This is a genomic window from Sphingobium sp. (genome assembly GCA_023266575.1).
Lineage (GTDB): Bacteria > Pseudomonadota > Alphaproteobacteria > Sphingomonadales > Sphingomonadaceae > Sphingobium.
Window position 1 is genome coordinate 234,928 of sequence record JAHFPV010000001.1, and the last position, 12,324, is coordinate 247,251.

The window sequence follows — 12,324 nt, forward strand, 5'->3', positions numbered from 1 at the left end:
TGCGGGCCGTCCCTCAGCCCGCAAGGGGCAATCGGCGCGCATAGGGCAATGGCGGGCCTACGGCGGCAAATGTCGAGGATCGGCGGAGATTTCGCGCATGTGGCGGCGATAGCGGATCATCGGTGGCCCCAGGCGGCAAGCGGCGGTCGCCTTTTGCCGGGATTGGGCGGGGCGGTGCCTTGCAAGGGCAAGTAGCGGGCATTTAGCCCGTGAAATAATAGCAATCGACCTGTTCGAGTCGTACGCCATGGCGGACCTCTTGTTGACGACCCGCCAAGCCGTCCTTTGCTATGCCTCCTGTGCGTATGCTGTCTCGCTTTTTCCTGGCGCGCAAGGGGATAGGAAATAGAGTTCCGGAAGTAGGCACTATACTGCCGCTTTCGGCATTTCAGTGCCGATTTGCACATTCTGATGGCGCTCGTATCACGATGATTTGCGGTTTCTCGATGGCAATTGTCATGCGATTGAATTACATATGAGCCGAAGGAGTGATCCCATGGCCAACAATGCCCTTATTCAGACCCGAATCGATTCGGACGTGAAGGACCGCGCCTCCGCCGTTTTCGAGAGGATGGGTCTTACGGTATCAGACGCCGTGCGCATCCTTCTGACCCGCACCGCGCGCGAGGGTGTTGCCCCCATGGAGCTGCTGGTAGAGCGGCAAGCCTATGACCAGTGGTTTCGGGCGCGGGTGCAGGAGGCGCTGGACGATGATCGGCCCGACATTGACGACGCGGAGGTTTCCGCGCGATTTGCTGAGCTTCGCGCGAATGCGCGAAAGGGCATCAAGCCGGTGCAATGAAACTCGCTTGGTCCAATCGCGCCACGACCGACCGTTTGGCGATATTCATCTGGATTGCCGAGGATAACCCTCAAGCTGCCGCCGACGTTGACGACCGCATCGAGGCAGCGGCCCAGCGCCTCAAAGATTTCCCGAATAGCGGGCGTCCGGGCCGGATCGAAGGAACGCGCGAATTGGTGATCGCGCGCACGCCCTATATCGCACCTTACCAGATCATCGGGAATACCGTGCGCGTCCTTCGCGTGATCCATGGTGCGCGCATGTGGCCCCACGACATGCCCCCGGAGTTCGACCCGTAGTAAGCTGCCAGATACCCACCGTTGGTGCACGATTGGCCGATAGCGGAATGGCTGGTTGAGATAGGCCAGGAAGGAAAGCAGCCTGTAGTGGGTCAGTTTGGAATCTGACCCTGCTTTTTGTACGGGCCGCGCTTTGCTGGCTTGGCTTCGGCCTCTTCGACCAGCTTGGCAATATCAGCAATTTCCCAAAGCCGATCAGACACGCCAGCGGCCATCGCTGGGGTCACGCGCAGCGTTTTATGGATATGGACGAAGTTGTAATACATCATGTGCAGGGCGACCGCGTGAGCGTGGTTCTCAACCTTCTGGGAGAACGCATTTGTCAGGCGCGTAAAGCGGCGCATGTGCATCCTGATCGTGAGGTTTTGGCGCTCCACATAGCTGGTCGAGACATGCTCAATGTCGGGATTGCCTTCGCGGCGGATTTTCTTGCTGCCTGTGCATTCCGCAGGGCTGTAATGTCCCGGCGCGCTGATTGTGTTGCCATACAGCTTCACAAGCTGGGCATAGTCCACATCAGCCCCGAACGCGCCCTCTACGGCTTCAAGATAGGCGCGGTGACCGTCGCTTGTGCGTTGGACGCGCGTAGCGAGGCGTGACGCTAGATCATCCATGAACCACATGGCATATTCTGCATCGCGAGCGCCCACGAGATACGAAACGATCATCTTGGTATCGGCGTCAAGCGCGGTCCAAGTCCAAGTGTCACCAGCGCCTTGCGGGGCTTCCTTCGCCGTCGCGAGGTTCTTCTGCTTTGCGTAGGTGAACGACCAGATTTCATCGACCTGCACACGAGCAGCTTTCACGTTGCGGACCGTTGCATCATGGTAGACGGTGCAGGCTTTGCCCGCGTCAATGAGCAGCTTGAAGACCGTGTTCTTGCTTGCGCCAGTGAGGCGCGTGATCGCACGAATGCTCATACCTTCGCAGAGAAGGTGAAGGATGTTGGCGCGCTCTGCGAGGGTCAGCTTGTTCACGCAGTTTCAATGTGAACATTTGCGTCGTTAGTCAAGCATTAAGGGTCAGTTTGACTTATGGCGCAAGTTCTGCTTGAGGCCCTGCGGGTCGCATGTTAGGAATAGGGCAATGACAGATCACACTACGCCGGGGCAATTGATTGCGGAACTCCTCGAAGCGAGGGGCTGGACCAAGCGCACCCTCGCCGTGGTGTTGGAAAAGGACGAAAGCACGATCAACAAAATCATCGCAGGTAAAGGCTCAGTCACGCCTGAAACTGCGTTGGCGCTGGAAGACGTGTTCGGCGTGGATGCCGATCGCTTTCTTGAATTACAGCGCAAGTATGATCTTGCCGTAGCTCGAATTTCAGCGAAGCCAGATCGCGCCAGAGCAACCCGCGCGACACTTTTTGGTGATCTTCCCATCGGGGAAATGATTAAGCGGGGCTGGATCAATGCAGACAGTCCGCAAGATATGCGAGTAGTGGAATCGCAGTTAGCGAAGTTTTTCGGTGTGGAATCAGCAGACCAAATCGAAATTTTGCCTCATGCTGCAAAAAAGACCGCGGTTAACACGCAACCTACTCCGGCACAGATGGCGTGGCTTTATCGGGTCAAGTCTATCAGTGAAGAACTTATGGTCCCTAAGTACTCTCAAGCTGCTCTTGAGCGCGCGTTGCCAAAACTCCATGAACTTATGGTTGCTCCAGAAGAGGCGCGCCATGTTCCCCGTATATTGGCGGAGTGTGGGATCAGGCTCGTCATTGTCCAGTCCCTCCCCTCTGCGAAGATAGATGGGGTGTGTTTCTGGCTGGATGATCTGTCACCTGTTGTTGGGCTATCTATTCGGTTTGATCGAAATGACAATTTCTGGTTCGTGCTTCGGCATGAGCTCGAGCATGTGCGCCTAGGTCATGGCAAATCCGCAATGATATTGGATACAGAACTTGAGGGCGAAAAGGCTGGGCAAGGGCCAGGCATCCCCGAAGAAGAGCGGTTGGCCAATGCGGCAGCCCAGAATTTTTGTATCCCAGTCGATAAACTTGATGGTTTTGTAGCTCGTAAGGCTCCCTTTTTCTCCGAGCGCGACTTTCTAGCTTTTGCAAAGATACTTCGCGTTCACCCAGGCATTCTTGCTGGGCAACTTCACCGCAAAACGGGCCGATATGATCGGTTCCGCCAGCATCTCGCAAACATTCGAAGTAATTTGGGCTTCGGCGTAGCAATTGATGGGTGGGGCGATGTTTACCCCCTCGGCGAATGAGGACTTTTGAATGTCGAAAGTGATTGAGCGCCAGAAATTTATCCGATTCTGGCAAGAAAAGACCGGTAGTGACGAAATTGACGTCGAAGCCGTTGCAGAAATGGCGATGGAAATGGGGTGGGAAGCCCCACCGCCGCTCACTCCGAAGGAACGGCTTGCGAAGCAGTTCAAAGAGGGGATGCGGCAGGATGTGCGCCATGATCGAAAGACGGGAAGGCCGTACAAGGGCTATCACGCATATCCCAAGCATACAGCAGACGGACAGTTAACTTTTTCATACATCGATATCGATGATCCGAAAGCTAAACCGGAAAATTTCCGTAAGGCCTGTGTGATGCGTCGAGAGCAAAGCGTTGGTGACCAGCTTCAGCTTCGGCTGGACCAGTTGCATTGGAATGAGACGCGGCCGACTGAACAGCAAGTTGACCTGCTTCCAGCAGATATGGAGTTTGATATCGAACTTCGATTGGCTGCTATGGACGATGAACCCGACGCCGCTTAATCGGCGCTTTTCTTCCAGCGCGCCTGAGCGGCGACACTGGCAATCTCAGATCGTTGCTGTGGGGTAAGTGCTTTGGCACGTGCTGGGCCACCCACCGCGCCAGCTCTCGCAGCCCGCGCCTCGTTTGCCGTGCGCTCGACCTGAGCGCCTTCGCCGGTTGCAATGTCGATCATCATTTTGGCGAGCTGATTCGGATCGCGTGGGCGCTTGGGAGGCTTAGCCATCGATTAAGTGCTCCCCAACCTTCGACTGCGGCTTAACCTCAGCGCCTTCCAGATCGTACATCCATACGTCGCTATCCGGGTTGAGCGGCGTTCGAGCGTTTTTAGCGCGAACGAGTCTGCCCAGTTCGTGCCGAGCGTAATCGTCGTTCTCTGCCGACACGGGGCCAAGCGGTACGATATTTTGCCCTGGTACCTGAATGCGGACGTCGTAAGTTTTCAATGATGCCATGTCCGCTTGTCGCACGTCATTACGGACGATTGCACCCCTGATTTTCAAACTGACCCACTACCAAGCAGCCGGTCGCATATACGCCGCCTTGCTTTATCCTTTCAGGTTGAAGACTGCCTGCCGGATTTTGCGGTACGTTCGCTCTCCAATCGTTCAACCTCCTTTTCGACGAGGCTGCGGATGAACTGAGCGCGCCGATTGGGGCCGATCAGATCGTCAATGCGCTCCGCCAAGCCATTCGGCAGACGGACAACAGTTGTTTTCACTCCGAGCGGCGGTCTTCCCATGGAAGTTTCGTAACCGACGATGACGCCTGTTCAATCACAAGTTCATTAAGAGATATCTGTTATTGATTAATGCCGCCCTTTTGCTGTATAAGCGATATCTGATAGTCCTTTGCGAGATGTAACCCGAAGGACGTAGCCGATGGAGGCAAGGCAATGGCGAAAGGTGAACATCCGTCTCACGATTCGAAAATCGGTACATCTCGCCGCGCTCTGCTACGCGGTTTGACCATCATACCAGTTACGGCGTCGGCCATCGCCTCGCCTTGGGCCAAGACCCTGGCACCGCTCCACCAGCGGCATGAAGACGAACCCGCGACATTGGAGCGGACGAAAGAGGGGCGAAGCATGAGCCGCTTCCGCTATCACAATGCGGAACGCTGGATGACCACGCTGGAAGCGGATTTCCTCATCGATCCGCGACATGCAAAGGAAGCGCTGCATCAGGCCGGTTTCGTGACCCAGCAAGCCCTGTGCGCCTATCTACTGGATATGGGCTTTGCCGATGCGTGGAACGCCCGCCACATCAGACAGGACATCGCCAAGGCACTGGCCTACGCCAATGCTTGCGGCTTTGGTCATGATTGCTCAGACATGGCGCGACTGGCTGAGGTTCTCTCGCCCTATTGGAAATGGGGCTATCATTATCATGAGTGGGAGGAAGACCGGCCCCGCACGGGCGGCTTCATTCCCGCCACGATCACGCCCCTTGTGCGTGCCTTGGTGGATCGCGTGCATGACGTGACGGGCCACCCGCGCCCGAAAGGTTGTCAGCGTCGCCCACAGGAGGCGCGGTCATGATGCTGCGCACCGATGCCGATAATCTGCCCGCACCGATCCGGGACGAACTTCTCCACGTCACCATGATCATGTTCGAGGCGTTCGAGGAAACGACCAAGGGTCGATGTGCCGAACATTTCCGGGCGGGCCGCATCCTCACCCTGATCTTGCATGGTCCCTATGCCGAGAAAGATTGGGGAGAGATCGCGCCGGGGGAAGCGTTCCGGCTGCTGGCGATCGTCAACTATCCCCGCCTTGCCCGCAGCGAACGCGATTGGCGGCTGGTGCGTGACCGGCTGCGACGCGCGTGGGAGCATGGCGAAATTTCCCGCCCGGTGCGGCTGGCCGTAGAAAGCCTTGAGCGGGTGAACGGCGCTCTTGTCGAAGGAGTCCCGCATTTCGTCACCATCGCAGAACAGGGCATCGCACTATACCAGATGGAGGGGTTGCGGCTGAAAGAGCCGCGCCGCCTTCCGATGCGCGAACGGGCTATTCGGGGTGTGGCGGAGTTCATTCGGTGGCATAAGCGCGGAACCGGATTTCTGGCGGGCGCGGCTTTCTATCGGGACCGGGGCGATGCGCCGATGGCAGCGTTGATGCTGCATCAGGCGTGCGAACATTTCTATCTGTGCGTCCTGCGGTCGATCAGCCTGCACGCCCCGCGCACCCATGCGCTTGATGAACTGCGCGAGGCGGCGGAAGCGCTGGACCCGCACCTATGTTCGGCATGGCCGCGATACATCCGGTTCGAGCGGCGCGCGTTCGGCTGCATTCGCCGTGCCTATGTCGAAGCGCGCTATGGGCGATCCTACCGCATTTCGGGCGAGGAACTGTCATGGGCGTTCGCGCGGGTGGAGATACTGGCGGAACGTGCGGCGTGCGCGGTCGCGGATCATCAGGCTTCGCTCGCCGAAAGCCTGCCAGCGCTGATGCTTCCGCCGCCCGCAGGACCGACAACGGCGGTAGCGCTTTCCCAGCGTGTGCCCCGCGCAAACATGCTGCAACGGACATGGCGGACCGTGCGCCGTGCCGCCCCGTTACCGGGCCGGTGGAATCGGCTCGTTCGCGTTCGCCGATTCTGGCGCTCCGAAAGTTTCATGGGCTGGGTTGACCATCTGCCCTTGGCGATTGTCTGCCTGTGCTTCTTCATGGCTGGCGCGGAGGCAACGCTATGGCGTATAAGGTCCGCGCAGGCCGTCCGTTCCGAACCGGCAGACCTGTCCGCCGTGCTGGACTTCGACGTGCGGGAGGACACGGTGCTTGGCGCAGTCATGGATGTTGCGCAGAGGGCGGGCTACCGGGTCAAGGCCAATGATGACATTTGGACTGTGCGGTGGACCGGAGCCTATCGTGCCAAGGCGACGACCTTCGACGCGCTCGCGGACATTCTCTATGGCTCGGGCCTGTGTCCCGCGATCCGGGAAGACTTCATAACCGTGCGCTATTGCGACAAGAGCAGCCCACCAATAGCGGCGGTGGTCGAGTATCGGGCAGAACCGGGCGGCAATGTGCGCTTGTCAGTTTCGCGCTAACCGCCGTCCTGTTCCGCTTCAAACGCCCGCTTGCCCTTGCGCTTCCACAGGGCAAGCGCGTTGGCCCGTTCCTCACCGCGCAGCCGGTCGGCAACGGTAAGGAACGCGCCGTAGAGCGTCGCGCGATCATCGTCGGTCAGATCGACCAGCCCCGCCTTTACGACAAGCCCGCCCAGTTCGATCAGATGCCGGGTGCGTTCACGGCGTGCGACGGCCCAGTCCCGCATGTCGGTTCGCGCCTTTTGTGCCTCAAGCCGATGCCGCGCTGCCGTCGAGCGGGAGAGTGCCGCTTTGCTGGCCAGAAGGTCCGCCCGCAGCCTTGCCGCCTTTGCCGAGAAAGAAAGCTGCGCCCGCCTTGCGCCAGCCCTCCTTTGTCGGCGCGTCTTTCACCGTAGCGGCATGGAGTAGCGCCCCGGCCAGTATATCGGCGTCGAGCGCATCGGCCCCCGGTCGCCGTCACCAGTTCGCCAAGCTGACGCACGCGGCGCTCTTTGAGTTGCCTCGCCTTGTCGGCCAGGGCTTTGAGTTCCGAATCAAAATCACGGGGCTTACGCATCACAAAGTCTCCATTGAGTGACGATGGCGCTATGATAAGATGATGTCGCCCGCCGCGCAGTAGAGTCGCCGGGACAGCCTGACACCGCCTAGTCCCGTCCGAGAAATTTTCGAGAAGGGCGCGCTTATACGTCGTTCCGACGTGCGCTTGAGCGTAGTAGATGGACGATCGTCATGGCGATCTTCCATTTCTCTGTTCAGGTCATCAGTCGCGCGGCGGGCCGCTCCGCCGTCTCTGCCGCCGCCTATCGTGCGGGCGAACGCCTGCACGACGAGCGCCTCGACCGGCCCCAAGATTTTCGCGCCCGCTCAGGCGTCGAGCATAGCGAGATCATGTTGCCCGAAGGTGCGCCCGAACAATGGCGCGACCGCGAACGTCTCTGGAACGACGTCGAGGCATTCGAGAAGCGCAAGGACGCCCAGCTTGCGCGCGAAGTCGAGTTCGCGATTCCGCGCGAAATGACCAAGGCGCAGGGCATCGAACTGGCCCGCGATTTCGTGTCCGCCGAGTTTGTCGATCGCGGCATGATCGCTGACCTCAATGTGCATTGGGATGTCGGCGCGGACGGCCAGCCCAAGCCGCACGCCCATGTCATGCTCACCATGCGAGAGGTTGTGCAGCGCGATGATGGCACCGCTGGCTTCGGCGCGAAGGTGCGCGAATGGAACACCCGAGAGAATGTCGAGCGCTGGCGCGAACGCTGGGAGACCCACGTCAACGCACGCCTTGCCGAACTCGACATTGACGCGCGCATCGATCACCGCAGCCTTGCCGATCAGGGCATAGACCTCGAACCGCAAAGCAAGATTGGCGGTCCGGCACACCGGATGGACGCCCAGGGGCTGAAAGCCGATCGCGCGGAGATGCACCGCGAGATCGCGCGCGAGAATGGCGAACGCATCATCGCCGATCCGGGTATCGCGCTTAACGCCATCACCCACCAACAGGCCACATTCACCAACCGCGATATGGCGATGTTCATCCACCGGCATAGTGACGGGCAGGAGCAGTTCAACGCCGCCATCCGCGCGGTCCGTACTTCGCCCGACCTGATCGCGCTGGGCAAAGACGGGCGCGGCGACGAGCGGTTCACATCGCGCGATATGATCGAGACTGAGCAGCGGATGAGCCGCGCCGCTGATAGGATGGCGATGGACCGGAGCGATGGTCTCTCGGCGGCGGCGACCTACGCCAGCCGCGCCACCGAGAGTGGTGGCCTTGCTCTGGGAGCAGAGCAAGAATCTGCGCTGCGCCATATAACGGGCGGGCGCGGATTGTCACTGGTGCTGGGTTATGCCGGGACCGGCAAAAGCGCCATGCTGGGCGTGGCGCGCGACGTGTGGGAAAGCGCGGGCCTCAACGTGCGCGGCGCGGCGCTTGCGGGCATTGCCGCTGAGGGACTGGAGAATGGCTCCGGTATCGCGTCGCGGACCATTGCTGCACTTGAACATGGCTGGGCGCAGGGCCGCGACCTTCTGACCGCCCGCGATGTGCTGGTGATTGACGAGGCAGGCATGGTCGGCACGCGCCAGATGGAGCGCGTGCTGTCCCATGCCGCCGATGTTGGCGCGAAGGTCGTTCTTGTCGGCGATCCGCAGCAATTGCAGTCGATCGAGGCAGGCGCGGCGTTCCGTGCGATTCATGAACACCATGGCGGCGTCGAGATCACCCAGGTTCGCCGCCAGCATGAGAGTTGGCAGCAGAACGCCACCCGGCATCTGGCGACCGGCAGGACCGGCGAGGCGATTGCCGCCTATGCCGACAAGTACATGGTGCATCAGGCTGAGACGCGCGAGGATGCGCGCCGCGATCTTGTCGCGCGCTGGGATCGCGAACGGCAGGCAAACCCTGACGCCAGCCGCATCATCCTCACCCACACCAATGCGGAGGTGCGCGACCTCAACGAGGCCGCGCGTGCGGCGATGCGCGAAGCGGCTGAACTAGGCGACGAGCGCCAGGTTAAGACCGAGCGCGGCGACCGACTATTCGCGTCTGGCGACCGCATCATGTTCTTGCGTAACGAACGCAGCCTTGAGGTGAAGAACGGCACGCTGGGCACCATCGGACATGTGGACGAAGGCCATATGTCCGTCCGCACCGATGATGGGCGTGTCGTGGCTTTCGACACCAAAGATTATCGCGATCTCGACCACGGCTATGCCGCCACCATCCACAAGGCGCAGGGCATGACCGTGGACAAGGCGCATGTGCTGGCGACGCCGGGGATGGATCGGCATGGGGCTTATGTCGCCATGTCCCGCCATCGTGACGGCATGGCGCTTCATTATGGCCGCGATGATTTCCGCGATCAGTCCCGGCTTGTTCGCACGCTCTCGCGCGAGCGCGGCAAGGACATGGCCATCGATTACAGACAAGCCGACCCGGCAAAGGAATATGCCGAGCGGCGCGGCATTGCCTTCGGCGAGCGGATCGCGGAGATCGTCAGGCCGATTGTCGAAAAGGCACGCGGGATGTTCGACAACTTCCGGCCCAACATCCCGCAGCAGGAACGCGACATATTTGCGGGCTTTCAGCCGAAGGCCGAGCCGCCTGCGCAGGAACGGGTCGTCCTGCACCAGCCTGGATATGATATGCAGCCCATGCGCGCAGGCGGCGTGCGCGGCGCGGTGGAGCGCTACGCCAAGGCGCTGGACGCAATCCAGCAGACCCGCGCACAAGGTCTGGACGGCATGCCGCACCAGCGCGAGGCGTTCGACAGGGCGCGCGATGCTCTGGAGGCCATCCGGCCCGAAGGTTCGTCCGACTTGAATACCGCGTTCCGCAGCAGCCCGGAGCTTGTCCGCGAAGCCGCCGAGGGGCGCGGCCAGTCCGCTGTACGCGCGATGCAGTTGGAGACCGAAATCCGCATGGACCCGTTCCAGCGCGCAGATCGGTTCGTGGAAGGGTGGCAGCAGTTGCAGCGCCATCATGCCGAGCTTGTGCGCGACGGCAATTTCCGGGGCGCGAAGAGCGCCGCGCAGCAGATGGCGGGCATGGCGAAAAGCCTCGAACGCGATGCCCAGCTTGAATCCGTGCTGGGCCTGCGCAGCCGCGAGCTTGGGCTTGAGATCGGCCAGCAGGCGGGCCGCAGCCTCTCCCACGACCTCGCATCCTCCATCCCCTTCGATCACGGACGCGACATCAGTCGCGGCATGAGCCGCTAACCCCAAGGAGACCATGACATGGACGACGAGCAGAGCCTTCTCAACGAACCGGAGCCGGAACCCCGGCCCAATGCCGCCGCCGAGGCGTTCGCCCATCTGTCGGAGCGCGTGGCCGCTATGGAAGAGCGGCTTGAAGGGCGCATGGCGGTCATGGCCCGTGCGCTTGAGCATATCGCCATAGAGAAACAGAGCCTCGAATTTCCGGACTATGGCCCGACGCTTGCCAAGATGAACGGCTATCTCGCGACATTGGCCGGGCAGACGAAGACAATCATGGACGCACCTGCCATGCAGTTGACGCCGGAGAGCATGGCGGAGCGGATTGATGTGGCGGCGGATGCCGCACGAGCGACGGACAAGGCGACCATCAAGAAATCGGTGGAATTGCATTATCAAGCCCATGCGGATCAGATGCGCGCGATCGGCACCATTCGGACCAAACAAGAACAGCGCTGGCACATGCTTTATTGCGGCGGCGGCGCGGCACTGGCCGTGTCGCTTCTGTGGCTGGTCTATCCCGGCTGGGCGGCCAGCATCGGCCCACAAAGCTGGCTTTGGCCGGAACGGGTTGCTCGTCGCGTGCTGGGCGAGTCCAACCTATGGGACGCCGGTATCCGTCTCATGCGCGCCGGAAACCCCGAAGGCTGGCAGGTAATCGTGGATGCCGCCGACCTGGCTCGTGAAAACGAAGATACCATTGCCGCGTGCGAGCAGACGGCCGCCAAAGTGGGAAAGCCGGTGCGTTGCACCATCAGTATCAGCAAGCGATGAGACTCTTGGGAGGGATTCCGCGTCGCGCGGTGACAACAAACCTGCGATTTCCGTTGTCGGACACTTTCACATCCGAAAATGATTGTCGGTCCACTAGCTCTGCGAACCTCCCATGGACATCAGCGATACCAGCATAGGTAGAATCGCCACATCGTTCAGAATAGCTTGTTCAGGAGTTTAGGCTCGCTCGACTTTAGCCGTTCCAACATCGTGTTGACGTAGAACATATCCGGGCTGGCCAGCGCAGGCAGGATGATGACGAGATAATCCGGCGCGTCTTTGTCGAGTAGGAAAGTTACCAGCCCGACACCGTGGATGCTGCACAAGGACTTCAAGCGACTCATATCGTCGCTGCTCGTCGTGCGGGGCACGACGATATAGCTTTTATGTGAGAACAGCCGGTATGCGACTGCTTGGCCAAAAGCGACGACGGGCTGGGAGGGCGTCGCCTTAATTTCGGCGGCGATAATCTGAGGTTCAAAGCGGAAGATGTCCTGCGCGCGCGGCTTCATCACGCCGAGCACATCAGGCGTGCCCCATTTGCCCCCAAGGCTGCTCCCGCCCAAAGGCTCGGCTACCGTCGCCTCATCATTCTCGACCAGCCATTCGGCGAAACTGGCGTAGAAATCTTGTTCGGTGAGCGTTCCGATGGCACCCGCTGTCGCTTTGCTGATCGGCACCGTCGCAATCGCTTCGTCGGCGGCGACTGCATCGGCGGCATCGGCATCGACATATTTGGCGAGTTGGTAGGTGCCACGCGCCACCTTTACGATGTCGTCAGAGCTTTGGAATAGCACCTGAATTGCGCCATGAATGCTGTTGGGCGGCGTCTCGGGATCAGGGCCATGGACCCGCTTCAGGATTTCACCCCAGCGGATACCACCGCTTTCGACTTCAAGAATTTGACGCGCTCGATCCTGAATCTGCTTACGATTGAGCTTTGCCATTCATGCGCCTCCAT

At 60.3% G+C, this 12,324-nt stretch carries 12 protein-coding genes and 1 pseudogene; 8 read left to right on the plus strand and 5 right to left on the minus strand.

What is annotated here, in order from left to right; genetic code table 11:
• Positions 1-496: 496 nt before the first annotated feature.
• Together Q0D44_RS01205 and Q0D44_RS01210 are read left to right on the plus strand one after the other, a co-directional pair.
• Positions 497-802 carry a type II toxin-antitoxin system RelB/DinJ family antitoxin gene (locus Q0D44_RS01205; RefSeq protein ID WP_021316614.1) on the plus strand — a complete coding sequence of 102 codons (306 nt, stop codon included), beginning with the start codon at positions 497-499 and terminating at the stop codon, positions 800-802.
• Positions 799-1,101, plus strand: a complete 303-nt coding sequence (locus Q0D44_RS01210; protein ID WP_294131208.1) for a type II toxin-antitoxin system RelE/ParE family toxin — start codon at positions 799-801, stop codon at positions 1,099-1,101. The genes Q0D44_RS01205 and Q0D44_RS01210 overlap by 4 nt, the downstream gene beginning before the upstream one ends.
• A 92-nt stretch (positions 1,102-1,193) precedes the next feature.
• Here Q0D44_RS01210 and Q0D44_RS01215 read toward each other — a convergent pair whose 3' ends face one another.
• Positions 1,194-2,078 (minus strand): helix-turn-helix domain-containing protein, encoded by an 885-nt coding sequence (locus Q0D44_RS01215; RefSeq protein ID WP_294131211.1) that lies wholly within the window; start codon positions 2,076-2,078, stop codon positions 1,194-1,196.
• Between the two features lie 109 nt (positions 2,079-2,187).
• On the opposite strand from Q0D44_RS01215, the gene Q0D44_RS01220 reads away from it, so the two are divergent.
• Positions 2,188-3,321 carry a HigA family addiction module antitoxin gene (locus tag Q0D44_RS01220; RefSeq protein WP_294131214.1) on the plus strand — a complete coding sequence of 378 codons (1,134 nt, stop codon included), beginning with the start codon at positions 2,188-2,190 and terminating at the stop codon, positions 3,319-3,321.
• A 10-nt stretch (positions 3,322-3,331) separates the two neighbouring features.
• Complete coding sequence (locus Q0D44_RS01225) at positions 3,332-3,823, plus strand: hypothetical protein (RefSeq protein ID WP_294131216.1); 492 nt, start codon at positions 3,332-3,334, stop codon at positions 3,821-3,823.
• On the opposite strand, the gene Q0D44_RS01230 is transcribed toward Q0D44_RS01225, so the two are convergent.
• Entirely contained in the window at positions 3,820-4,047 is a 228-nt protein-coding gene (locus tag Q0D44_RS01230) for a hypothetical protein (protein ID WP_294131219.1), read from the minus strand. The two genes, Q0D44_RS01225 and Q0D44_RS01230, sit on opposite strands and share 4 nt — an antisense overlap.
• An 861-nt stretch (positions 4,048-4,908) precedes the next feature.
• Between Q0D44_RS01230 and Q0D44_RS01235 the strand changes: the two genes are divergently transcribed.
• Positions 4,909-5,361 carry a hypothetical protein gene (locus Q0D44_RS01235; RefSeq protein ID WP_294131221.1) on the plus strand — a complete coding sequence of 151 codons (453 nt, stop codon included), beginning with the start codon at positions 4,909-4,911 and terminating at the stop codon, positions 5,359-5,361.
• The gene (locus Q0D44_RS01240; protein ID WP_294131223.1) at positions 5,358-6,872 is read left to right on the plus strand and encodes a HEPN domain-containing protein; all 1,515 of its coding nucleotides are present in this window, start codon (positions 5,358-5,360) and stop codon (positions 6,870-6,872) included. Before Q0D44_RS01235 ends, Q0D44_RS01240 begins: the two co-directional genes overlap by 4 nt.
• Here Q0D44_RS01240 and Q0D44_RS01245 read toward each other — a convergent pair.
• Positions 6,869-7,099, minus strand: a complete 231-nt coding sequence (locus Q0D44_RS01245; RefSeq protein WP_294131226.1) for a conjugal transfer protein TraD — start codon at positions 7,097-7,099, stop codon at positions 6,869-6,871. The two genes, Q0D44_RS01240 and Q0D44_RS01245, sit on opposite strands and share 4 nt — an antisense overlap.
• Before the next feature lie 22 nt (positions 7,100-7,121).
• Positions 7,122-7,428 (minus strand): annotated as a pseudogene (locus tag Q0D44_RS01250) (conjugal transfer protein TraD).
• 173 nt (positions 7,429-7,601) lie between these two features.
• Here Q0D44_RS01250 and traA point away from each other — a divergent pair.
• Both traA and Q0D44_RS01260 read left to right on the plus strand, forming a co-directional pair.
• A complete protein-coding gene (gene traA, locus Q0D44_RS01255) occupies positions 7,602-10,592 on the plus strand; it encodes a Ti-type conjugative transfer relaxase TraA (protein ID WP_294131229.1) in 2,991 nt (996 codons plus the stop codon).
• Between the two features lie 18 nt (positions 10,593-10,610).
• A complete protein-coding gene (locus tag Q0D44_RS01260; RefSeq protein WP_294131231.1) occupies positions 10,611-11,363 on the plus strand; it encodes a DUF6118 family protein in 753 nt (250 codons plus the stop codon).
• Positions 11,364-11,518: 155 nt separating this feature from the next.
• On the opposite strand, the gene Q0D44_RS01265 is transcribed toward Q0D44_RS01260, so the two are convergent.
• Positions 11,519-12,310 (minus strand): hypothetical protein, encoded by a 792-nt coding sequence (locus tag Q0D44_RS01265; protein ID WP_294131233.1) that lies wholly within the window; start codon positions 12,308-12,310, stop codon positions 11,519-11,521.
• Between the last annotated feature and the right edge of the window lie 14 nt (positions 12,311-12,324).